The following is a 20,892-nucleotide window of genomic DNA, read 5'->3' on the forward strand; positions in this document are numbered from 1 at the left end:
CTCACCTCGCCGGGTCTTGAACGCTGTTGCGGTACGCCGCCGGGGTCACCCCCAGCACCCGGCGGAACCAGCGGGTGAGGTGCGCCTGGTCGGCGAAGCCTACGAGTCCGGCGACCTCGGCGGGGCGCAGTCCGGCGTCCAGGAGGCCGCGGGCCCTGGCCACCCGGTGCTGGGCGAGCCAGGCGTACGGCGGTACGCCCATGGTCGTGCGGAAGGCGCGGAGAAGTTGGTAGCGGGACAGGCCCAGGTCGGTGGCGAGGGCCGCCAGGGACGGGGGTTCCAGCAGTTCGTCGGCGAGGCGGTCGCGTACGGTCCTCGCGATGCCGTCGGCACCCGGCACCGTGTCCTCGCCCGCCCGGGCCGTGGAGTGGCGGCGGGCCAGGGCCGTGAGCAGCCAGGGCAGCCGGGACTCGGCCTCCAGGGGGTCGGGGCAGGTGCTGATGTCGGTGTGGGCGGCGCGCAGGGCCGCCGCCAGCTCCGGGTCGTGCAGGACGGGGTCGCGGAAGTGCGGGAGGCCGCCGAGGGTGCCGTCGGTGAGGAGGGACGGCTCGGCGTAGAGGGCCTGGTAGGCGTAGCCGTCGCAGGCGGCCGGGCCGCCGGTGTGCATCTCGCCGGGCTCCAGGACGACGATCGAGCCGGGGTAGGAGTGGATGTGCCCACCCCGGTACGCGATGACCTCCGAGCCGCCGACGGTGACGCCGATGGTGAATTCGTCGTGGGCGTGGGGGGCGTAGACGTGCTGGTCGAAGTGGGCGGTGAGGAGGTCGAGCGGCGGGCCGGACCGGCCGAGTCGTGCCCTCGTCCAGCTCGCCTGTTCTCGTATCCCCATGTCGCCCACCCCCGGCCTCAGGGGATCAGAGGAGATCCGCGGTGTCCAGATCGAAGGCGAACGGTTCCGGAAGGGTGACGGACTTGCCGAAGGGGCGGGCGCAGTGCTCGCGGTAGTCGTCCTCCTTCGGCTCGCTGAACACCGTGACCTGAGCCGTGTCCCGGTCGACCAGCAGATAGAGCGGGATGCCCGCGCGGGCGTAACAGCGGCGTTTGGCCTCGCGGTCGGCCTGCGGCTTGGTGGAGGTCACCTCCATCACCATGGCGACGCCGTCGCAGGGCATCCAGGACTCGGCTCCCCGGTACAGGCGCAGTTCCATGGGAGCGAACGTGCCGTCCGGAACCACATGGTCCTTCGGGCATTCGCCTCCCCGTCGCAACTTCAGTCCCTTGTTCCCTGAGAACTGCATGTCGGTCCGGGAACGCCTGATCACCTGGTTCACGATCAGCCCGATGTAGTCCTCGTGATCCCCGTCCGGCGGCGGCGTCACAACGATCTCCCCCTCGAGCAGCTCGGCCCGGAAACCCTCCGGGGTGTCCAGGGCGAGAAAGCCCTCCAGCAGGACCTCTTCCTGCGAGAGCGGCTCGTGGGCCGTGGCAGTCATGTCGCGCCCCTCCTTCTGTCGCTCGCCAGACTGGGACATCGGCTGATCACCTGTCCGTGAGATGGGGATGCCTTCCCCCGATCGTGGCACACGATCAAGGTCACCGTCAGGCACCGAGCCGTCCGCTTGACCCTGCCGCGGCGTCAACGTCTTCACTGGTGGCATGCGGATCGGAGAACTCGCCGGGGTCGTCGGCGTCACCACGCGGGCCGTGCGGCACTACCACCATGTGGGGCTGCTGCCCGAGCCGGAGCGGCGGGCGAACGGGTATCGGGAGTACGAGCTGCGGCATGCCGTCGTGCTGGCGCGGATCCGGCGGCTGACGGAGCTGGGGCTGGGGCTCGCGGAGGTGCGGGACGTGCTCGCGGACGACGCCGGGAAGGACCTCGTCGAGGTGCTGACCGAGCTGGACGAGGATCTGGCGCGACAGGAGCAGGCGCTGCGGGAGCGGCGGGCGCGGTTGCGGACCCTGCTGGACGCGGAGGGCGGGGTGCCCGCCGAAGGGCCCGTGTCGCCCGAGCTGGCCGCGCTGTTCGCCGGGACCGCGCATCTGTCGGACTCGCCGATGGCCGCCAAGGACCGCGAGATCATCGCCTTCCTGGAGACCGCCATGCCGGCCGCCGACCGGGAGCGGCTGGTGTCGTCGGTGGGTGAGGCGCTGGGGAGTCCGGAGGCGGTGGCGCGGGCCGGTGAGGCCTACGCGCTGCTCGACGCGCTGTCCGGTGCCGAACCCGATGATCCGCGCGTCGCCGAGGCGGCCCGGGCGCTCGCGGACTGCATCCCGCCGGGGCTGTTCCCGCAGTCCGGGGAGCTCGACCAGGACGGCGGTTTCCTGCGCGCGTTCTACGACGATCTCGCCCCGGCCCAGGCGGAGGCGGTCCGTCGTGCCCTGCGGATCCTCAGCGAGGAGCGGTGATGAGGGTCGGGGGGCTGTTGGTCCGGCACGAGGTGCGGTTGTTCGCGAGTCTCGCCCTGTGGGTGGTGCGGCGTACGCACGGGACGGGCGGCGGGGTGGCCTTCGGGTACGCGCGTGGGCAGGGCGCGATGATGGCCGGGTTCGCGTTCGTGTGCCTGGTCGAGACGGTCGCGCTGTCGGTGCTGCTGCGGGACTGGCCGGCCGTGCACGCGGTGTTCCTCTTCCTCGACGTGTACACGATTGTGTTCGTCGTGGCGCTGCACGCCTCCTCGGTCGTGCGTCCGCATGTGCTGGATGTGGAGCGCGGCTCGCTGCGGATACGGCGGTACGTCCATGTCGATCTGCCGGTGCCGTTGGAGCGGATCGGCTCCGTGCGGCGTGAGCTGCGGATGACGCACGAACCGGCCGACGGCGAGCTGAACGTCGAGGTCGGCTCGCAGACCACCGTCACGCTCGAACTGACGGAACCGGTCACGCACGTCACCTTCCTCGGGCGGCGCCGCGCGGTGCGGGTGGTCCGCTTCCACGCCGACGACGCCGACGGTCTGGTCCGCGCCCTCGGCCGGGCACGCGTCTGAACTCCCCACCACGTCCCCGTACGCTGTCGGCGGAGTTCGATCGAAGGAGTACGCGTGCTTGTCCTGCTGCCGCCGTCCGAGGGCAAGGCCTCTTCCGGCCGTGGTGCCCCGCTGAAGCCGGAGTCGCTGTCGCTGCCGGGGCTCGCCGAGGCCCGGGAGGCCGTCCTCGGCGAGCTGGTCGAGCTGTGCTCCGGGGACGAGGACAAGGCGCGTGAGGTGCTGGGCCTGAGCGAGGGGCTGCGGAGCGAGGTCGCGAAGAACGCGGAACTGCGGACGGCGGGGGCACGGCCGGCCGGGGAGATCTACACCGGCGTGCTCTACGACTCCCTCGGCCTGGCGTCCCTCGACACGGCCGCCAAGCGGCGTGCCGGGCGGTCGCTGCTCGTGTTCTCCGGGCTGTGGGGTGCGGTGCGGGTGACGGACCGGATTCCGTCCTACCGGTGCTCGATGGGTGTGAGGCTGCCAGGGCTCGGGGCGCTGGGCGCGCACTGGCGTGCGCCGATGGCGTCGGTGCTGCCCGAGGTGGCCGGGAGCGGGCTGGTGCTGGATCTGCGGTCCGCCGCGTACGCCGCCGCCTGGAAGCCGAAGGGCGAGGTCGCCGGGCGGACGGCGTCGGTGCGGGTGCTGCACGCGCCGACGCGGAAGGTGGTCAGCCACTTCAACAAGGCGACGAAGGGGCGGATCGTGCGCAGCCTGCTGACCGCCGGGGCCGACCCGAAGGGGCCGGCCGAGCTGGTGGAGACGCTCCGCGATCTCGGGTACGTCGTGGAGGCGCAGGCACCGGCCAAGGCGGGGCAGGCATGGTCGCTTGATGTGCTGGTGGACGAGGTGCACTAGCAGGAATTGCAGAGCGTGCAACGACCTTTGCGTGCTCTGCACTCCGACGACAGGATGAGGCCATGGCCTCCCCTGCCCTGCCCGCCTCCGTGCTGGACCTCGCGCCCGTCGTCCCCGTCGTCGTCATCGACGATGCCCGGGACGCCGTACCGCTGGCGCGGGCGCTGGTGGCGGGCGGGCTGCCCGCGATCGAGGTGACGTTGCGGACGCCCGCGGCCCTGGAGGCGATCGGGGAGATCGCCCGGGAGGTGCCCGGGGCGGTCGTCGGGGCGGGGACGGTGATCCGTCCCGGCCAGGTGACGGAGGCGGTGGCCGCGGGCTCCCGCTTCCTGGTCGGTCCCGGCTGGACGGACGTGCTGCTGGAGGCGATGCGGGCGTCCGGGGTGCCGTTCCTGCCGGGGGTGTCGACGGCGTCGGAGGTCGTGGCGCTGCTGGAGCGCGGGGTGCGGGAGATGAAGTTCTTCCCGGCGCAGGCCGCGGGCGGTACGGCGTATCTGAGGTCGCTGTCGGGGCCGCTCCCCCAGGCCCGTTTCTGCCCGACGGGCGGGATCGGCCCGGCCTCCGCGCCGGACTACCTGGCCCTGCCCAACGTCGGTTGTGTGGGCGGGAGCTGGATGCTGCCGCGGGACGCCGTCGCGGCTCGCGACTGGGACCGTGTGGAGGCGCTGACCCGGGAGGCGGCGGCGCTCAGCGCAGGTGGGACGTGTCGTTGAGGAGACGGACGCTGGCGTTGCCGTCCGCGTAGTAGGCGACCACCGACAGGGACGCGGCCGACAGTTCCATGCGGAACAGGGACTCCGGCGGGGCCCCCAGGGCGAGCCGGACGAGCGTCTTGATCGGGGTCACGTGCGTGACGAGCAGGACCGTCCGGCCCGCGTGGGCCGCGACCAGCTTGTCGCGGGTGGCGGCGAGCCGGGCGGCCGTCGCCGCGAAGCTCTCGCCGCCGCCGGTGGGTTCGGCGTCCGGGGAGGCCAGCCAGGCGTTCAGGTCGTCGGGGTGGCGCTCGCGCACCTCGGCGAAGGTGAGTCCCTCCCAGGCACCGAAGTCGGTCTCGCGCAGCCCGTCGTCGATGGCGACGTCGAGCCCGAGCCGGGCGGCGACGATCCCGGCGGTCTCCCGCGTACGGGCGAGCGGCGACGACACGACGGCCTGTACGGTGCCCCGCCGGGCCAGCATCGCGGCGGCCCGTTCGGCCTGTTCCCGGCCGGTGTCGGAGAGGGAGGGGTCGGTTCCGCCGCTCCCGGAGAACCGCTTCTGGGGCGTCAGCGGGGTCTCGCCGTGGCGCAGCAGGACGAACGTGGCGGGGGCGCCCATGTCGGCGGGGGCCCAGCCGGGGGCGGCGACGACCGTGGCGGCACGCGCATCGCCACCGGCCTCGGCCGCCGCAGCACGCGTACCGGCATCGACCGGAGCGGCCCCCGCACCCCCGACAGCCCTCGCGGCACGCGCATCGGCGTCATCCGTCGCCTCGCCGGAAGCGGCCCCGCTTCCGGCGGCCTGCGCACCGGCCTCGGCCGTCGTGGCCTCGCCGCCCGGCGGGCTCGTCGCGACGCGGCCGGACGCAGGTGCCGCGCCCTGAACGACACGGGACGCAGGTGCCGCGCCCTGAACGACCCGGGAGGGTCGCGCCGCGGCCCCTGCGGCATCCGGGCCCGAACCGGCCGCCTCGGCCGACGCGCGGCCTTCCGCCAGAGCTCCGCGCACCCGCGCCGCGCCCGCCGCCGCGTCACCGGGCGGCCCGGAGGGGGCGACGGCCTCAGCGCGCCCGGCGCCCCCGGCAGCCCGCCCAGCGACCCCGGAGACCCCCGCGACCCCTGCGCCACCCCCAGCGACTCCGGAAACCCCCGCGACCCCTGCGCCACCCCCAACGACCCCGGCCGGCTCGGCCGTCGACTCCGCCTGGGACCACTGCTCGCCCTTCGCCCCCGCGTCCATCGCCTCGTTGGCCAGCCGGTCGGCGTGCTTGTTGCGCTCCCTCGGCATCCACTCGTACGTGACGCGCCCGGGCGGGAAGACGCGGGCCGCCTGTGCCGCCAGGGGCTTCATGTCAGGGTGCTTGATCTTCCAGCGGCCCGACATCTGCTCGACGACGAGCTTGGAGTCCATCCGGACGTGGACCGTCGCCGCCGGGTCCAGCGCGTGAGCGGCGCGCAGGCCCGCGAGGAGGCCGCGGTACTCGGCGACGTTGTTCGTGGCGACGCCGATGTACTCGGCGGTCTCCCGCAGGGTCTCCCCCGTCGCCGCGTCGCTGACCACGGCCCCGTAGCCCGCGGGCCCCGGGTTGCCCCGCGAACCGCCGTCGGCCTCGACGATGAACTCCCGCACCGGAACGGCTCCCTGAAGGCCTAGAGACCGGACTCGGACGTGCGCACCAGGATGCGGCGGCAGTTCTCGCAGCGGATCACCGTGTCGGGTGCCGCCTTGCGGATCTCGGCCAGCTCGGTGATGGCGAGCTCCTGCCGGCAGCCCTGGCAGCTGCGCGCGTACAGCTTGGCCGCGCCGACGCCGCCCTGCTGCCCGCGCAGCTTGTCGTAGAGCTTGAGCAGGTCGTCGGGGATCGAACCGGCGATGACCTCGCGCTCCTTGGTGACCGTGGCGACCTCGCCGTCGATCTGCTCGAGGGCGGCGTCGCGGCGCGCGGTGGCGTCGTCGATCTTCGACTGGACGGAGGTGACGCGCTCGGTCAGCTCGGCGACCCGCTCCTGCGCGGACTCCCGGCGCTCCATGACCTCCAGCACCACGTCCTCCAGATCGCCCTGCCGCTTGGCGAGGGAGGCGATCTCGCGCTGGAGGTTCTCCAGGTCCTTGGGGGAGGTGACGGCGCCGGAGTCCAGGCGCTGCTGGTCGCGGGTGGCGCGCTGGCGCACCTGGTCCACGTCCTGCTCGGCCTTGGTCTGCTCGCGGGCGGTGTCGCTCTCCTCGGTCTGCGCGGCCACGAGCAGGTCGCGCAGCTGGGTGTGGTCCTTGGTCAGCGATTCGATCTCGGCGTGCTCGGGCAGCGACCTGCGCTTGTGCGCGAGCTGCTGGAGGCGGACGTCGAGGTCCTGGAGGTCGAGGAGTCGGATCTGGTCGGCGGGCGCGGCGTTCAGTTCGGGGCTCCAAGGGGGTCAGAAGTGGTTGAGGCCGCGTGCGCGGTCCAGGGGTCGGTGACCGTCTTCGAGACGTGGACGCGCAGGTCCCATCCGTGCCGGTCGGAGATCTCGTCGAGCTGGCTCGCGGCCAGCTCGCACCAGGGCCACTCGGTGGCCCAGTGCGCCGCGTCGAGCAGCGCGAGGGGACTGTGGGCGCGGGCCTCCGACACCGGGTGGTGGCGCAGGTCGGCGGTGAGAAAGGCGTCGACTCCGGCCGCGCGGACGTGGTCGAAGAGGCTGTCGCCGGAGCCGCCGCTGACGGCGACGGTGTGCACGAGCGCCTCGGGGTCGCCGGCGACGCGGATGCCCTGCGCGGTGGCGGGCAGCCGCTCGGCGGCGCGGGCGGCGAGCTCGCGGACGGTCAGCGGGTGGTCCAGCGCGCAGAGCCGGCCGAGGCCGCGGCGGCCCTCGGGGTCGGTGGGGTCGGGCACGAGCGGCCCGGTGATCCGCAGGTCCAGGGCGCCCGCGAGGGCGTCGGAGACACCCGGGTCGGCGGTGTCGGCGTTGGTGTGGGCGACGTGCAGCGCGATGTCGTTCTTGATGAGGGTGTGCACGACACGGCCCTTGAAGTGCGTCGCCGCGACCGTGGTCGTGCCGCGCAGGTAGAGCGGGTGGTGGGTGACGAGCAGGTCGGTGCCCAGTTTCACCGCCTCGTCGACGATCTCCTGGACCGGGTCGACGGCGAACAGGACTCGCGTGACCTCCTGGTCCGGGTCGCCCACGACGGTGCCGACCGCGTCCCAGGACTCGGCCCGCTCGGCGGGCCACAGGGTCTCCAGCGCGGCGATGACTTCAGACAGACGGGGCACGGAAGCAAGGCTACCCGCCTGATCTGTGGCGTTGCACCGTCACCGCCCGCTCCGGGCGCCCGTCGTCCCGCTCAGCACAATCGTCCCCTTTTCCTCAGGCGAATCGTTCCTGGAACACCCTTATGTGTGAAGCCCGCGCCCGAGACATTCCCCGCCCGCGCGTGCGATAACTACCTTCGTCACTGGAGGTGACCGAACGATGACGGCCTGTGCGATCGAACCCTCGGCGGGATCCGAGGACGAGGACGGGACCGCGCCGGCAGGCTGCACACTCACCGCGGACGGTGCCTACGGCGCTCGTCTCGCGTCGGCCGGCGACTCCTGGTTCCCGGAGCGCTGGACCCTGGACGGCCCCGAGCCGTACGCGGTGCCCCTGCCCCGCAACCAGCCGGAGGAGCCCGGCACCGAGGTGCAGCCGATGGGCGACGGGCGGGTTCTCATCCACCGGGTGGTGGCCGCCCGGCACGCCTTCTCGCTGCTGTACCCGACCGGGCCCGGCACCGGCGAGCTGCCCCTGGGCGCGGTCGAGTGCGCGGACGCGACCGCCCGGCTGCGGCTGCTGCCGCCCGCCCCGGGCGGTGAACGGGCCTACGCCCTCGCCGTCGGGCCGCGGTCGACGTCGGTGTGGCTGGTGGCGGGCGGCGCCTTCGGGCCCGAGCGGCTGGCCGAGCTGCCCGGCCGCTGCACGGGCGGGGTCTGGCTGGACCGGGCGGGCCGGCTGCTGGCGCTGGACCGGGAGGCCGGGGGTCGTGTCAAGACCGTCGTGGTGGACCTGGACGGCGGTGGAGAGGTGTCGCCGCTGCTGCAGATCGCAGCCGAGAGCGACGACCGGCTGCTGCTCGCCGACCTCGACAGCGGACTGCTGATCGTCCGCTCGGACGCGCCCTCGCCGGGGCAGGGCCGGCTGGGCTGGGGCGTGCTGGGCAGCTCGCTGCCGGTGCGCTTCCCGGAGTGTCTGCGGCTGCGCGACTGCTCCGTCACGCCGTTCGCGATCCAGCCGGGGCAGGTGCTCACGCCGGAGAGCTGCGCGGTGGCGTTGCGGCTGGACGGGCCGGCGGGCAGTTGGGTCGGTGTCTGGCGGCCCGTCGAGCGGCGGGTGCACCATCTCCGGGCGCCCGAGGGGTGGCTGGCGGGCACGGGTGTGTGGACACCGGAGGGGGTGCTGCGGCTGCCGTACGCGACGCAGGCCGTGCCGTGCGGGGTGGCGCGGGTGAGTCCGCCCGGGGCCGTGCCGCCGGAGCCGGAGCCGGCAGCCCAGGTTCCGGAACCCCCCGGGGGACGCGGGGAGCACGAGTCCCCCGCCCCGTCAGCGCCGTCCGCTCCTCCTCCGGCACCCTCGGCGCCGCGCCCCGTGCCGCTTCGGGAAGCTCCGTTGGGACGCCTTGTAACGAACTAGTGCCGGTTGGCGTGGCCGCCTGGATTCGAGGTCAGGGGTGCCGGTTAGACTCACCCGGCTGTAAAAAAGATCATGTTGACGGGGTGAATTCCATCCGATGAGCGACGCCAGCACGAACCAGCCGCGTACTGCCGACGTCCAGCAGCCCTCCACGTCCTCCGGCCACGGCCGGCACCGTGGTGAGGTCTCCACGCAGGACGGCGAGACGGCTCCGCGCGGACGCCACCGCAAGCCGGTGGCGGAGACCGGGCAGGTCGTGACCGCTGCCTGACGGCACGTCGGTCACCAGACGGCGAACGGCCCTTCCCGCCACCAGCGGGGAGGGCCGTTCCGTGTCGTTCACACCAGCGTCCGTGCCCTGGTGCCCTTCAGCCGCGTTTCAGCCCCAGTACCTCCGCCGCCGCGAACGTCTCCCCCGCCGGGCGGCCCGCGTAGTACGGCCCGAGGACGGCCTCCAGCTCGTCGTAGGTGAAGGTGTCCTGCTTGCTGTCGAACTTGGCGGCGATCCGCGGCCGTTCGACGACGGCGACCGTCCCACCGTGCACCACGAGGAGCTGCCCGCTCACGTGGGCGGCGGCGGGTGAGGCCAGGTATCCGACGAGGGGGGCCACGTGCTCGGGGGCGAGCGGGTCGAGGCCCGGGCCGGCCGGCTGCTCGACGCCCGCGAAGACGTCCTCCGTCATGCGGGTGCGGGCGCGCGGGCAGATGGCGTTGGCGGTGACGCCGTACTTGCCGAGGGCGAGGGCGGTGGAGGTGGTGAGGCCGACGATCCCGCCCTTGGCGGCCGCGTAGTTGGGCTGCCCGGCGGATCCGGCGAGGAACGCCTCCGAGGAGGTGTTCACGATCCGTCCGAACACCGGCTCCCCGGCCCGCTTGGACCGCTCACGCCAGTGCGCGGCGGCGAACCGGGTGGTGTTGAAGTGGCCCTTGAGGTGCACGCGCAGGACGGAGTCCCACTCCTCCTCGGACATCGAGAACACCATGCGGTCGCGCAGGATGCCCGCGTTGTTGACGAGGATGTCGAGCCTGCCGAACGTGTCGGCCGCCGACTCGACGAGCGTGCGCGCCTGCTCGAAGTCGGAGACGTCGCCGGTGTGGGCGAGGGCGGTCCCACCCGCCGCGCGGATCTCGGCGGCGACCTCCTCGGCGGGCCCGGCCGAGGCCTCGCCGGTGCCGTCGCGGCCGGGCTGTCCGTAGTCGTTGACGACGACCGCGGCTCCGAGCCGGGCGAGTTCCAGCGCCTCGGCCCGGCCGAGCCCGCGGCCCGCGCCGGTGACGATCGCGGACCGTCCCTCCAGGGGCAGCGCCATGGCGTGGGTCCTCACATCTCGATGCAGGTGCGCAGGGCCGTCCCGGTCCGCATCTGGTCCAGGGCCTCGTTGATGTCGGCGAACGGGACCCGGTGGGTGATCAGACCGGCCAGGTCGACCCGGCCCGCGCGCCACAGGGCGATGGTGCGCTCGTAGGAGCGCAGCACGTCTCCGCCGCCGTACAGGGACGGCAGGATCCGCTTCTCGTCGAAGAACAGCTCGAACATGTTGAGCTGGAGGAAGTCGTCCATGGCTCCGGCGCCGACCACGACGAGGGTGCCGCCGCGCCGGGTGTTGTCGTACGCGGTGCGTGCCGTGGCGGACTTGCCGACGACCTCGAAGACGTGGTCGAAGCCCTCGCCGGCCGTGACCTGCTGCTTGGCGTCGGGCAGTTCGTCGGGGGAGATCGCCCGGGTGGCGCCGAACCCGAGCGCGGACTCGCGGCGCGCGGCGATCGGGTCGACGGCGACGATCTCGGCGGCGCCCTTGAGCCGCGCTCCCTGGATGACGGAGATGCCGACGCCCCCGCAGCCGATGACCGCCACCGACGAACCGGGCTCCAGATCGGCCGTGTTGAGGGCTGCGCCGAGGCCGGTCGTCACCCCGCAGCCGATCAGCGCGGCGATGTCGAAGGGCACGTCGTCGGGGATCGGCACCGCGCAGCCGGCGTCGACGACGACCTCCTCGGTGAAGGTGCCGGTGCCGGCGAAGCCGAAGACGTCCCCGCCCGGCCGTTTGAAGTTGGGGGTGCCCGCGTTCATGAACCCGGCCAGGCACAGCTCGGTCTGCCCGCGCCTGCAGGCGGGGCAGGAGCCGCAGGCGGGCAGCCAGCACACCACGACCCGGTCACCGGCCCTCAGGTGCGCGACGCCCTCGCCCACCTCGAGGATCTCGCCCGCGCCCTCGTGCCCGGGCACGAACGGCGCGGGCTGCGGCAGTACCCCGCTCATGGCGGACAGGTCCGAGTGGCACAGCCCCGTGGCACGCACCCGGATCCTGACCTTGCCGGGCCCGAACCCCACCGCCTCGACGTCGTCGAGGACCTCCAGCTTGTCCTGGCCGATCTCGTGCAGTACGGCTGCGCGCATGGTGCGGGCTCCCCTCGTACGGCGTGCTGGGTCAGGTGTGTTCGACGACGGTGTCGGCGAGGACGGGGGCGTCGTCACGCTCCACGGCACCGACGGCGACCCGGGTGGATCCGGGTGTGTGCCACATGCGGATCCGCAGGGTCTCGCCCGGGTACACGACTCCGGCGAACCGGGTGGCGTAGGTCCGCACCCGGGTCACGTCCCCGCCGAGCAGCGTGTCGACAACGGCCTTGAGCGTGATGCCGTAGGTGCACAGGCCGTGCAGGATGGGCCGTTCGAATCCGGCGACCTTGGCGAACTCGGGGTCGGCGTGCAGCGGGTTCCAGTCGCCGGAGAGCCGGTAGAGCAGGGCCTGGTCCTCGCGGGTCGGCCGCTCGACCGTCCGGCCGGGTTCACCGGTGGGGGGCTCGAGTCGGGCCGAGGGGCCGCGGTCGCCGCCCCAGCCGCCCTCGCCGCGGATGAAGATCTGCGCGTCGTTGGTCCACAACGGCCCCTGTGTGTCGGCGACTTCGGTACGCAGGACGAGGACGGCAGCCGTGCCCTTGTCGTACACGGCGGCGATCCGGTGGGTGGCGGTGGCGGTGCCCGTCGCCGGGAGGGGCCGGTGGATCACGAGGCTCTGGCCGCCGTGCAGGACGCGGGCCAGGTCGACCTCGATGCCGGGCATGGACAGTCCGCTGGTCACGCCGGGTTTTCCGCCGCCCGCGACGGTGGCGAAACTCGGCAGGACGTGCAGCCGGGATTCCAGGGTGTAGCGCAGCTCGTCGGGATCGGTGGCGGGGCTGCCGGCGCCGATGCCGAGGTGGTAGAGCTGCACGTCCCTGTGGTCCCAGGAGAGCTCGCCGGTCCGTGGTTCGGCCGCGAGCGCCGTGGCTGCGTCGATGGGCATGGGGCTCCTGATCGCCGGAAGGAGGGACCTCGGTACGGCCGTCCGCACCGTCGGCCGCACCGAGGCCGTCTGGGACCGAACGGGAACACGAACTGGAACGCGTTCCAGTCCCGCGCCCTCTGTATAGCCGAGGCCCCGGCACTTGTGAAGCCTCCTGACGCTGTGTCAGATCAGTCGGCGGGATGACATGTGTCCGGCCGGAGTCCGTACGAGCGCCCTGCCCCGGCCCCCGAGACGCGGTCGTCTTCCGGGGCGGCTTCCCGGGTCCTCCCCCGCTACCGGCCGGTCATCACGGACACGTACGACCTGGCCGTCGACTCCTGGGCGCCGGGACCCCGGCCGGTCATCACGGACGCGTACGACCTGGCCGTCAACTCCTGGGCGCCGGGACCCCGGCGGGTCTTCCACCTGGCGTACGACGCGACGGACTTCTAGCGCCGCGGCAGGCACTAGCTGACTGCCCGGCTCACGGCACCCGGGCCGCCCGCCGCGGGAGCCACACCCACATCAGCACGGCCCCGGCCGCCAGCACCCCGGTCCCCACCCGGAACGCGAGTGCGTAGCCCGCTGTCAGGGCCTGCGGGGTCGTGTGGCCCGCCGACTCGGCCGCCGCCAGGGTGGACAGGACGGCCAGGCCCAGGGAGCCGCCCATCGTGCGGGACGTGTTGACGAGCCCGGAGACCAGGCCCGCCTCCTCGGGGGCGGCGCCGGAGGTGGCCAGGGAGGCGAGGGGGGTCGCCGCCAGTCCCGCGCCGAGCATCATGAGGACGCCGGGGACGAGGATCGCCGTGGCGTAGGAGCCGTCGGGCGTCATCGTGGACTGCCAGGCGAAGCCGGCCACGGCGACCAGGGTGCCCAGTACGGCGACGTTGCGCGGGCCGATCGGGCGCATCAGGCGGGGTGCGAGCTTGGAGCCGAGGATGACGGCGAGGGAGCTCGGGACCAGGGCGAGGCCGGCTTCGAGCGGGGTGTAGCCGAGGACGTTCTGCGCGTAGAGGGTCATGAAGAACCACATGCAGAACATCGCGGAGCCGCACAGGAACATCGAGACGTTCGCGGAGGAAACCGAGCGGACGCGCAGGAGGCCGAGCGGCATCAGCGGACTGGCCGTGCGGGCCTCGACCGCGAGGAACGCCCCGAGCAGGGCCAGACCGGCGAGCAGGGGCAGCAGGGTGGCCGGTGCCGTCCAGCCCGCCGCCTCCGTCTGGGAGATGCCGTAGGCCAGCGTGCCGAGGCCGGCCGTGACGAGGAGCGCGCCGGGCAGGTCGAGGCGTCGGCCGTCCCCGGCCCGGCCCTCGGTGAGGAACCAGGCGGCGGCGCACAGCACCACGGCCCCGACGGGGACGTTGATCAGCAGCACCCAGCGCCAGGAGAGCGTCTCCACCAGGAGTCCGCCGACCAGGCCGCCGGCCGCGCCACCGCCGGCCCCGACCGCCGTCCACGTCCCGATGGCCCGGGTCCGGGCGGCGCCCTCGGGCACCGACGCCGTGAGGATCGTCAGCGTCGAGGGCGCCAGCACCGCCGCGCCCAGCCCCTGCACGGCCCGCGCCACGAGCAGTTGCCAGTCGGCCTGCGCCAGCCCGCCCGCCGCCGAGGCCAGCGTGAACAGGCCGAGCCCGACGAGGAACATCCGCTTGCGGCCGTAGAGGTCCCCGGCGCGCCCGCCGAGCAGCATGAACCCGGCGAAGGCGATCGCGTAGGCGTTGACGACCCACTGCAGGCCCTGCTCGCTGAGCCCGAGCCCGGTCCGCATCGAGGGCAGCGCCACGTTGACGACGGACACGTCGAGCACGACGAGGAACTGCCCGGCGCAGGTGAGCGCCACGACGAGCCACATCGGCGGGGCCCCGCGCGGACGCAGCCGGGACCGTCGGGATATGCGGGTGCGGGCGGCGTCGGCGTCGGCGGATTCGAGCATGGGTGTCATGCTCTCAACCGCCTCGCGCCCCTTGCATCGGGATTTCGCCGGGTCGTGACCTCCGTCCCGGGCCCTAGGACCTCGCTGAATCCCAAGAGAAGGTCAAGATTTCGTTAGGGTGCCAAAGCAACGGAATAGTTGCCTGGACGTACGAGGTTCAGAGTCCACGTACCCGTCGCACCCCGGCCCGGAGGCCCTCTTCCATGACGCAGACGACGACAGACCGCACCGCAGGCAGAGCGAGCGGGGCCGTGGTCCCGGTGCTCGCCTTCGCGGGCATCGTTGTCGCGGTGATGCAGACCCTGCTCGTGCCGGTGATCAAGGATCTGCCGCGCCTGCTGGACACCACCCCCGGCAACGCCACCTGGGTCCTCACCTCGACCCTCCTCTCGGGCGCGGTCGCCACCCCGATCATGGGCCGCCTCGGCGACCTCCACGGCAAGCGCCGCATGCTGATCCTGAGCCTGGCGGTGATGGTCGTCGGCGCCCTGGTCAGCGCGCTCACCAGCGATCTGCTGCTCATGATCATCGGCCGCACCCTCCAGGGCTTCGCGATGGGGGCGATCCCGCTCGGCATCGGCCTGATGCGCGACATGCTGCCCCGCGAGAAGCTCGGCTCGGCGATGGCCCTGATGAGCTCCTCCATAGGTGTCGGCGGCGGCCTCGCCCTGCCCGCCGCCGCCCTGGTCGCCCAGCACAGCGACTGGCACGCCCTGTACTACGGCGCCGCCGGCCTCGGCGTGCTGGCCATCGCCCTGACCCTCCTCGTCGTACCGGAGTCCCCGATGCGCGCCGGGGGCACCTTCGACCTGCCGGGCGCGCTCGGCCTGTCCGCCGGGCTCGTGCTGTTCCTGCTGCCGATCACCAAGGGCAGCGACTGGGGCTGGACCTCCGGCACCACGCTCGGCCTGTTCATCGCGTCGGCGGTGGTGCTCGTGCTGTGGGGCGTGATGGAGCTGCGCGTGAAGGCCCCGCTGGTGGACCTGCGCACCACGGCCCGCCCGGCCGTCCTCTTCACCAACCTCGCCTCGATCATGGTCGGCGTCTCCTTCTACGTCGTCTCCCTGGTTCTGCCCCAGCTGCTCCAGCTGCCGACGTCCACCGGCTACGGCCTCGGCCAGTCGATGGTCGTCGCGGGTCTGCTGGTCGCGCCGCTCGGCCTGACGATGATGTTCACGGCTCCCGTCTACGCCCGCCTGTCCGCGAAGTACGGCCCCAAGGTCACCCTGATCCTCGGCCTGCTGATCATCGCGATCGGTTACGGCGCCGGCCTCGGCCTGATGAGCGCCGCCTGGCAGAGCCTGGTCATCTCCGTCCTCCTGGGCGCGGGCATCGGCCTGGCCTACTCCTCGCTGCCCGCGCTGATCGTGGGCGCGGTCCCGGCGTCGGAGACGGGTGCGGCCAACGGCCTCAACACCCTGATGCGCTCCATCGGCACGTCGGTGTCGAGCGCCGTGATCGGCATGGTGCTGGCGAACACCGCGAACAACGTCGGCGGTGTCGAGATCCCGACCATGCACGGCTTCCGGGTCTCCTTCCTGATCGCGACGGGCGCGGTGGCCGTGGGCCTGCTGCTGGCGCTGTTCCTGCCGGGCCGACGGCCGCCGGGCAAGCCGCAGTCGCGCGCCGCCGGCGAGGAGGACGCCGCGCTGGAGCGCGCCGAGCGGGCCCTGCGCGGCTTCCGCGGCCGGGTCCTGGGCGCCGACGGCTCGCCGGTCGCCCGCGCCAAGGTCACGCTGATCGACCGCCGCGGCCGTCAGGCCGGGGCCACGCTCTCCGCCGAGGACGGCAGCTACACGCTCACCGTCCCCGCCCAGGGCTCCTACGTCGTGGCCGCCCGGGCCACGGGGCACGGCCCGCTCGCCTCCTCCGCGACCCACGCGGGCGACGAGCGCCCGGTCGACCTGGACCTGCCGCTCCCCGGCGAGACGGTCTCCGCCTGACTCGTGCCGCACCCCCGCTCCTCACCGGCCCCCCTGCCGCCCGGCGGCCGGGGGTGCGGCACGATGGGCGCCCTGAACCGTCGTACGACCGAGAGGAACCCCATGCCCGCGGCCCCGAAGCCCGAGATCCTGGCCGCGTTCGAGGCGGCGAAGGGGTTCATGCCCACCGGCGAGGGCCTGGCGCTGTACGCGGCGGCCGTGGAGGCCGGGCGGCTCGGGCTGCCGCTGCTGGAGGTCGGCACCTACTGCGGCCGGTCCACGATCCTGCTCGCCGACGCGGCCCGCGCGGCCGGGGTCAGTGCGCTCACCGTCGACCACCACCGGGGCAGCGAGGAGCAGCAGCCGGGCTGGGAGTACCACGACCCGGAGACGGTCGATCCCGAGGTCGGCCTGATGGACACGCTGCCCACGTTCCGCCGCACGCTCCACCGGGCGGGCCTGGAGGAGCACGTGGTGGCGCTGGTCGGGCGTTCCCCGCGGATCGCGTCGTTCTGGGGGACGCCGCTCGGGTTCGTCTTCATCGACGGCGGCCACACCGACGAGCACGCCACGGCCGACTACGAGGGCTGGGCGCCGCACGTGGCGCAGGGCGGTCTGCTCGTCATCCATGACGTCTTCCCCGAGCCGGAGGACGAGTTCACCGGCCAGGCCCCGTACCGCGTCTACCTGCGGGCGCTCGCGTCCGGCGCCTTCACGGAGGTCTCGGCGACGGACTCGCTGCGGGTCCTGCGCCGCACGGGCCCGGGCGTCTGAGGGGGCGGCTGGGCGGGTGAACCGCGCCCCGTCCGCCCCCTCCCGGTCGGCCCACGGGCGGCGTGGCGAGTCGGCGGGCGACGGCCACTGCCCAAGGATCCGGGCGCGTGGCACACACCTTCGCAGAGCTCGTGGAGAAGCAGCGCGCGGCGGACGAGGCGTACGCGCGCGTGCGTCACCTCCAGGACGCGTACGGGCCGCCCACCCAGACCCAGTGGAGCGACCAGCAGACCACCACGTGGGAGACGGCCTGGCGCGCCTGGCGCGACCTGGCCCGGGACGTCCAGGCGGCGGTGACCGGGTACGCGAGGCAGGAGGGCACACCGCGTCCCGAGGTCGAGTCCCGGGTGAAGGAGGCGGTACGGCACGGGGACGCCGACGGGAACGGGGCGTAGCCACCGCTGCGTCGGACCGTCCTCGGCCCCCGGCCCCGCTGACGGCCGCTAGGGTGACAGGCGTGTCGTACGTAGGCCCGGACTTCGAACCCCCCCAGCCCCGCCGCAACCGCCGCGGCCCCCTGACCGTGGCGCTCGCCGCGCTGGCGCCGGGGGCGCTGCTCGGCTGGCTGGTGTACGAGACGGTGGGAGGCTCGGGGGACGACGGCGGTTCGGGTCGGGCGGCCGTTCGGTCCTCGCCGCCCACCGCGTCGAGCGCGCCCTCCGACGACGCCAAGGAGCCGGGCCCCTCCCCCGAGCCCACGGCCCCGTCCTCGGCCGCCGCGCCCGCCGCCTCCGGCCCGCTCAAGGGCAAGGTCGTGGTCATCGACCCGGGGCACAACCCGGACAACTTCCAGCACGCGTCCGACATCAACCGCAAGGTGGACATCGGAACGAACTGGAAGGAGTGCGACACCACGGGCACGTCCACCAACGACGGTTACACCGAGGCCGCGTTCACGCTGGACGTGGCGCACCGGATGCGCACCCTGCTGGAGAAGCAGGGCGCCACGGTGAAACTGACCCAGGACGGCGACCGGCCGTACGGGCCGTGCGTGGACGAGCGGGCCCGGATCGGCAACCGGGCGAAGGCCGATGCCGTGGTCTCGATCCACGCGGACGGCTCGGGTGCGGGCAACCGCGGCTTCCACGTGATCCTGCCCGGCGCGGTCGAGGCGGGCGCCGCGGACACCGGGGCGATCGTCGGTCCCTCCCGCGATCTCGGCCAGGCTGTCGCGGGCCGCTTCGTGGCCGTCACCGGCAGCGCGCCCTCCAACTACCTCGGCGACGGCGGCGGTCTCGTCACGCGTAAGGACCTGGGCGGTCTCAATCTGTCAACGGTTCCCAAGGTGTTCATCGAGTGCGGCAACATGCGCGATAGCAAGGACGCGGCGTTGCTCACCAGCGGCGCGTGGCGACAGAAGGCGGCGCAAGGAATCTCCGAGGGAATCGTGAGTTTCCTGCGCGGGTAGTCCGAGGCCGGCAGATCCCGGCGGACACCCTGATCGGGCGGACGATAGGGTCCTCCTTACGATGAGGGGCCACCCCCGCGCTTCACACCGAGTCCGGACGGCGGCATGGTGTCAGCGACGCCTCTACCGACGATGAGACGACCTACGAAGGACCTGAAGTGAATATCCGCTCCCTCACTCGGGGCGACGGCGTGGTGATCGGAGCAGCGGTATTGCTGTTGATCGCGTCGTTCCTCGACCTCTACTCGTTCGACAATGTCCCGGACAGCGTCGACCTCCCCAGCCTGTGGGGCAGCGGCCCGGTCCTGTTCAGCGTCGTGCTGGCCGGGATCATCGGCGCGGCGCTCGTCGTCGTCTCCCGCGGCCTGCCGCAGGCCCCGAAGGTCGCGGGCATCGAACTCGGCCAGTTCGGCGCCGCCTTCACGGTGTTCGCCGCGTGGAGCGCGCTGGGCAACATCTTCGATGTGCCCGGTGGCTTCGACAACATCGGTGACAACGCGAGCGACGGCGCACCGAGCCCCGGCATCGGCATGATCCTCGCCCTCGTCGCCACGCTGCTGATGGCCGCCGCCGCCCTCGCCACCCCTCTCGTCCCCGCCCTCAAGGGGGCCCTGCTCCCGGCCCCGCGTCCGGCCTCCCCGCAGCCCTACGGCGCCCAGCCTCCCGGTGGTTACGGCTACCCGGGCGCGCAGCAGCCCGGCGGCTACGGCCACCCGCAGCCGGGGCAGCCACAGCCGGGGCAGGCGCAGCAGCCCGGGCAGCCGTTCGGCGGACAGCCCCAGCCGCAGCAGGCCCAGGCCCCGCAGCCGCCGGCCGGGGACTTCTCCCCGTTCTGGTTCGCGGTGCCGGTGCCGCGACCGCTGTTCCCGGAGGACGGTTCGCCGACGCCGATCGCCGAACTCGCCCCGGGTACCTGGTACCTGGCGGTCGAGCAGCGCGGAGCGGCCCTGATCGCCCAGACGCAGGACGGCCGCCGCGGTGTCCTCCAGGACACGTCGGGCATCCAGCGCGGCTGAGTCTCCCGGCCTCGCACGGCCCCTCGCCCTTCCGGGCGGGGGGCCGTTGTCGTACAGTCGGCGTCCGGTCAGCTGACATTCCGTCAGGAGGCAGGCATGCGGCTCGGTCTCGCGCTCGGCTACTGGGGCCGCGGCCCGTCCCCCGACCATGTGCGTCTGGCCCAGGAGGCGGAGCGGCTCGGCTACGGCTCCGTCTGGACGGCGGAGTCCTGGGGGTCGGACGCCTTCGCCCCGCTCACCTGGATCGCGGCCCACACCTCCCGGATCCGCCTGGGCACCGCGGTCGCGCAGATGGCGGCCCGGTCACCGGTGACGACGGCGATGCACGCCCTCACCCTGGACCACCTCTCCGGCGGCCGCGTGATGCTGGGCCTCGGGCTTTCGGGCCCACAGGTCGTCGAGGGCTGGTACGGCCGCCCGTTCCCCGCCTCCCCGCTCACCGCCACCCGTGAGTACGTCGACGTCGTGCGGCAGGTGCTGCGCCGCGAGGCCCCCGTCGAACTGGCCGGCCGCTTCCACTCCCACCCCTACCGGGGCCCGGACGCCACGGGCCTCGGCAAACCCCTCAAGTCGATCACCCACCCGCTGCGCGCCGGGCTGCCCGTCCTGCTCGGCGCGGAGGGGCCGAAGAACGTCGCCCAGACGACCCGGATCGCCGACGGCTGGCTGCCGCTGTACTGGTCCCCGACCCGCCCGGAGGTCTACGGCCCGGCCCTGACCGAGCTGCCCGAGGGCTTCGTGGTCGCGCCGATGGCCCGGGCCCGGGTCTGCGACGACGTCGCCGAAGGCCTGCTGCCCGTCAAGGCGATGCTCGGCTTCTACATCGGCGGGATGGGCCACGCGGCCCGCAACTTCCACGCCGACCTGATGGCCCGCATGGGCTACGAGGCCGAGGCCCGCCGCATCCAGGAACTGTTCCTCTCCGGCCGCCGGGAGGAGGCCGTGCTGGCGGTCCCCGACGCCTTCGCCGACGAGATCTCCCTGGTCGGTCCGCGCGAACGGATCGCTCGGCGTCTGGAGTTGTGGCGCGAGGGCCCGGTGACGGACCTGCTGCTGCTCAGCCCCGACCTTCCCACCCTGCGGGTCCTGGCGGAGTTGAACTCCTGAGCGAATCCACGGGTTTCATCCGGGGTTCGAGGGCAATCCGGAAAGTATGTCCCCTCGATATCGCAACGGTGCGAATCAGGCCGGCACGATCGTCGCGGTCGTGGCCGACATCATGGCCCTCATCCTGGGCCTGTGGATTCTGATGTACCTGCTGGAAGCCAACCCCGGCAACTCGTTCGTCCAGTTCATCCACGACGCGGCCCGCTGGCTCGCCGGCTGGTCGCACGACCTGTTCACGTTCGACGAGGCGTGGGCCCGAGTGGTCTGCGGCTACGGCCTGGCAGCGGTGGTGTACCTGTTCATCGGCCACGCCATCGCCAATCGAGTGCACCGGCACTGAGGCCCCCAGGGGCGCGGGTG

Annotated in this window: 23 protein-coding genes; 14 read left to right on the forward strand and 9 right to left on the reverse strand. The window is 73.3% G+C overall.

All coding sequences use genetic code 11. The features are described 5' to 3' along the window. Position 1: 1 nt before the first annotated feature. Together QNO09_RS10855 and QNO09_RS10860 are read right to left on the reverse strand one after the other, a co-directional pair. Positions 2-829, reverse strand: coding sequence for an AraC family transcriptional regulator (locus QNO09_RS10855; protein ID WP_283969905.1), 828 nt, complete (start codon positions 827-829; stop codon positions 2-4). A 25-nt stretch (positions 830-854) separates the two neighbouring features. After that, positions 855-1,433 carry a Uma2 family endonuclease gene (locus QNO09_RS10860; protein ID WP_283969906.1) on the reverse strand — a complete coding sequence of 193 codons (579 nt, stop codon included), beginning with the start codon at positions 1,431-1,433 and terminating at the stop codon, positions 855-857. Positions 1,434-1,596: 163 nt separating this feature from the next. Here QNO09_RS10860 and QNO09_RS10865 point away from each other — a divergent pair, with 163 nt between their 5' ends. The 4 genes from QNO09_RS10865 to eda all read left to right on the forward strand — a co-directional run bounded on the left by QNO09_RS10865 (position 1,597) and on the right by eda (position 4,477). Then, positions 1,597-2,349, forward strand: coding sequence for a MerR family transcriptional regulator (locus QNO09_RS10865; RefSeq protein WP_283969907.1), 753 nt, complete (start codon positions 1,597-1,599; stop codon positions 2,347-2,349). Continuing rightward, positions 2,349-2,927, forward strand: a complete 579-nt coding sequence (locus QNO09_RS10870; RefSeq protein ID WP_283969908.1) for a hypothetical protein — start codon at positions 2,349-2,351, stop codon at positions 2,925-2,927. The genes QNO09_RS10865 and QNO09_RS10870 overlap by 1 nt, the downstream gene beginning before the upstream one ends. Before the next feature lie 54 nt (positions 2,928-2,981). Continuing rightward, complete coding sequence (gene yaaA, locus QNO09_RS10875; protein WP_283969909.1) at positions 2,982-3,764, forward strand: peroxide stress protein YaaA; 783 nt, start codon at positions 2,982-2,984, stop codon at positions 3,762-3,764. Between the two features lie 62 nt (positions 3,765-3,826). Further along, positions 3,827-4,477, forward strand: coding sequence for a bifunctional 4-hydroxy-2-oxoglutarate aldolase/2-dehydro-3-deoxy-phosphogluconate aldolase (gene eda / locus QNO09_RS10880; RefSeq protein WP_283969910.1), 651 nt, complete (start codon positions 3,827-3,829; stop codon positions 4,475-4,477). Here the strand turns inward: eda and QNO09_RS10885 are convergent. The 3 genes from QNO09_RS10885 to QNO09_RS10895 are packed head-to-tail and all read right to left on the reverse strand — an operon-like array spanning position 4,452 to position 7,704. Further along, positions 4,452-6,089, reverse strand: a complete 1,638-nt coding sequence (locus tag QNO09_RS10885; RefSeq protein WP_283969911.1) for a bifunctional RNase H/acid phosphatase — start codon at positions 6,087-6,089, stop codon at positions 4,452-4,454. The genes eda and QNO09_RS10885 overlap by 26 nt on opposite strands. Positions 6,090-6,109: 20 nt before the next feature. Continuing rightward, a complete protein-coding gene (locus QNO09_RS10890; RefSeq protein WP_349636963.1) occupies positions 6,110-6,853 on the reverse strand; it encodes a zinc ribbon domain-containing protein in 744 nt (247 codons plus the stop codon). Continuing rightward, positions 6,850-7,704 (reverse strand): Nif3-like dinuclear metal center hexameric protein, encoded by an 855-nt coding sequence (locus QNO09_RS10895; protein ID WP_283969913.1) that lies wholly within the window; start codon positions 7,702-7,704, stop codon positions 6,850-6,852. Before QNO09_RS10895 ends, QNO09_RS10890 begins: the two co-directional genes overlap by 4 nt. A 199-nt stretch (positions 7,705-7,903) precedes the next feature. On the opposite strand from QNO09_RS10895, the gene QNO09_RS10900 reads away from it, so the two are divergent. Both QNO09_RS10900 and QNO09_RS10905 read left to right on the forward strand, forming a co-directional pair. Then, entirely contained in the window at positions 7,904-9,100 is a 1,197-nt protein-coding gene (locus QNO09_RS10900; protein WP_283969914.1) for a hypothetical protein, read from the forward strand. A gap of 97 nt (positions 9,101-9,197) precedes the next feature. Beyond that, positions 9,198-9,371, forward strand: coding sequence for a hypothetical protein (locus QNO09_RS10905; RefSeq protein ID WP_283969915.1), 174 nt, complete (start codon positions 9,198-9,200; stop codon positions 9,369-9,371). Between the two features lie 97 nt (positions 9,372-9,468). Here QNO09_RS10905 and QNO09_RS10910 read toward each other — a convergent pair whose 3' ends face one another. Genes QNO09_RS10910 through chsH3 form a run of 3 tightly spaced genes read right to left on the reverse strand, consistent with a single transcriptional unit; the run spans position 9,469 to position 12,387 of the window. Further along, complete coding sequence (locus tag QNO09_RS10910; RefSeq protein ID WP_283969916.1) at positions 9,469-10,410, reverse strand: 3-oxoacyl-ACP reductase; 942 nt, start codon at positions 10,408-10,410, stop codon at positions 9,469-9,471. Positions 10,411-10,421: 11 nt separating this feature from the next. Then, the gene (locus QNO09_RS10915; protein WP_283969917.1) at positions 10,422-11,498 is read right to left on the reverse strand and encodes a Zn-dependent alcohol dehydrogenase; all 1,077 of its coding nucleotides are present in this window, start codon (positions 11,496-11,498) and stop codon (positions 10,422-10,424) included. A gap of 31 nt (positions 11,499-11,529) precedes the next feature. After that, positions 11,530-12,387, reverse strand: a complete 858-nt coding sequence (chsH3, locus tag QNO09_RS10920) for an enoyl-CoA hydratase ChsH3 (RefSeq protein ID WP_283969918.1) — start codon at positions 12,385-12,387, stop codon at positions 11,530-11,532. A gap of 189 nt (positions 12,388-12,576) precedes the next feature. On the opposite strand from chsH3, the gene QNO09_RS10925 reads away from it, so the two are divergent. After that, on the forward strand, positions 12,577-12,822 hold the full coding sequence (locus tag QNO09_RS10925; protein WP_283969919.1) for a hypothetical protein: 246 nt from the start codon (positions 12,577-12,579) through the stop codon (positions 12,820-12,822). Between the two features lie 31 nt (positions 12,823-12,853). On the opposite strand, the gene QNO09_RS10930 is transcribed toward QNO09_RS10925, so the two are convergent. Continuing rightward, entirely contained in the window at positions 12,854-14,314 is a 1,461-nt protein-coding gene (locus QNO09_RS10930; RefSeq protein ID WP_283969920.1) for an MFS transporter, read from the reverse strand. 194 nt (positions 14,315-14,508) lie between these two features. Here QNO09_RS10930 and QNO09_RS10935 point away from each other — a divergent pair, with 194 nt between their 5' ends. The 7 genes from QNO09_RS10935 to QNO09_RS10965 all read left to right on the forward strand — a co-directional run bounded on the left by QNO09_RS10935 (position 14,509) and on the right by QNO09_RS10965 (position 20,872). Then, positions 14,509-16,248 carry an MFS transporter gene (locus QNO09_RS10935; RefSeq protein ID WP_283969921.1) on the forward strand — a complete coding sequence of 580 codons (1,740 nt, stop codon included), beginning with the start codon at positions 14,509-14,511 and terminating at the stop codon, positions 16,246-16,248. Positions 16,249-16,350: 102 nt separating this feature from the next. After that, the gene (locus QNO09_RS10940; RefSeq protein WP_283969922.1) at positions 16,351-17,001 is read left to right on the forward strand and encodes a class I SAM-dependent methyltransferase; all 651 of its coding nucleotides are present in this window, start codon (positions 16,351-16,353) and stop codon (positions 16,999-17,001) included. A gap of 107 nt (positions 17,002-17,108) precedes the next feature. Beyond that, on the forward strand, positions 17,109-17,396 hold the full coding sequence (locus tag QNO09_RS10945; protein ID WP_283969923.1) for a hypothetical protein: 288 nt from the start codon (positions 17,109-17,111) through the stop codon (positions 17,394-17,396). Between the two features lie 62 nt (positions 17,397-17,458). Next, on the forward strand, positions 17,459-18,409 hold the full coding sequence (locus QNO09_RS10950) for an N-acetylmuramoyl-L-alanine amidase (protein ID WP_283969924.1): 951 nt from the start codon (positions 17,459-17,461) through the stop codon (positions 18,407-18,409). 158 nt (positions 18,410-18,567) lie between these two features. Then, on the forward strand, positions 18,568-19,425 hold the full coding sequence (locus QNO09_RS10955) for a DUF5336 domain-containing protein (protein WP_283969925.1): 858 nt from the start codon (positions 18,568-18,570) through the stop codon (positions 19,423-19,425). A 96-nt stretch (positions 19,426-19,521) separates the two neighbouring features. Then, positions 19,522-20,532, forward strand: a complete 1,011-nt coding sequence (locus QNO09_RS10960; protein WP_283969926.1) for an LLM class F420-dependent oxidoreductase — start codon at positions 19,522-19,524, stop codon at positions 20,530-20,532. Positions 20,533-20,578: 46 nt separating this feature from the next. Next, on the forward strand, positions 20,579-20,872 hold the full coding sequence (locus tag QNO09_RS10965) for a hypothetical protein (RefSeq protein WP_283969927.1): 294 nt from the start codon (positions 20,579-20,581) through the stop codon (positions 20,870-20,872). The last annotated feature ends 20 nt before the right edge of the window (positions 20,873-20,892 follow it).

Source organism: Streptomyces sp. 378 (assembly GCF_030124145.1).
Classification (GTDB): Bacteria; Actinomycetota; Actinomycetes; order Streptomycetales; family Streptomycetaceae; genus Streptomyces.

Excerpts from the sequence above, each read along its gene's own strand:
- QNO09_RS10855 (WP_283969905.1), bottom strand. The coding sequence starts at position 829 with ATGGGGATACGAGAACAGGCGAGCTGGACGAGGGCACGACTCGGCCGG.
- QNO09_RS10860 (WP_283969906.1), bottom strand. The coding sequence starts at position 1,433 with ATGACTGCCACGGCCCACGAGCCGCTCTCGCAGGAAGAGGTCCTGCTG.
- QNO09_RS10865 (WP_283969907.1), top strand. The coding sequence starts at position 1,597 with ATGCGGATCGGAGAACTCGCCGGGGTCGTCGGCGTCACCACGCGGGCC.
- QNO09_RS10870 (WP_283969908.1), top strand. The coding sequence starts at position 2,349 with ATGAGGGTCGGGGGGCTGTTGGTCCGGCACGAGGTGCGGTTGTTCGCG.
- eda (WP_283969910.1), top strand. The coding sequence starts at position 3,827 with ATGGCCTCCCCTGCCCTGCCCGCCTCCGTGCTGGACCTCGCGCCCGTC.
- QNO09_RS10900 (WP_283969914.1), top strand. The coding sequence starts at position 7,904 with ATGACGGCCTGTGCGATCGAACCCTCGGCGGGATCCGAGGACGAGGAC.
- QNO09_RS10905 (WP_283969915.1), top strand. The coding sequence starts at position 9,198 with ATGAGCGACGCCAGCACGAACCAGCCGCGTACTGCCGACGTCCAGCAG.
- QNO09_RS10910 (WP_283969916.1), bottom strand. The coding sequence starts at position 10,410 with ATGGCGCTGCCCCTGGAGGGACGGTCCGCGATCGTCACCGGCGCGGGC.
- QNO09_RS10915 (WP_283969917.1), bottom strand. The coding sequence starts at position 11,498 with ATGCGCGCAGCCGTACTGCACGAGATCGGCCAGGACAAGCTGGAGGTC.
- chsH3 (WP_283969918.1), bottom strand. The coding sequence starts at position 12,387 with ATGCCCATCGACGCAGCCACGGCGCTCGCGGCCGAACCACGGACCGGC.
- QNO09_RS10930 (WP_283969920.1), bottom strand. The coding sequence starts at position 14,314 with ATGACACCCATGCTCGAATCCGCCGACGCCGACGCCGCCCGCACCCGC.
- QNO09_RS10935 (WP_283969921.1), top strand. The coding sequence starts at position 14,509 with ATGACGCAGACGACGACAGACCGCACCGCAGGCAGAGCGAGCGGGGCC.
- QNO09_RS10940 (WP_283969922.1), top strand. The coding sequence starts at position 16,351 with ATGCCCGCGGCCCCGAAGCCCGAGATCCTGGCCGCGTTCGAGGCGGCG.
- QNO09_RS10960 (WP_283969926.1), top strand. The coding sequence starts at position 19,522 with ATGCGGCTCGGTCTCGCGCTCGGCTACTGGGGCCGCGGCCCGTCCCCC.
- QNO09_RS10965 (WP_283969927.1), top strand. The coding sequence starts at position 20,579 with ATGTCCCCTCGATATCGCAACGGTGCGAATCAGGCCGGCACGATCGTC.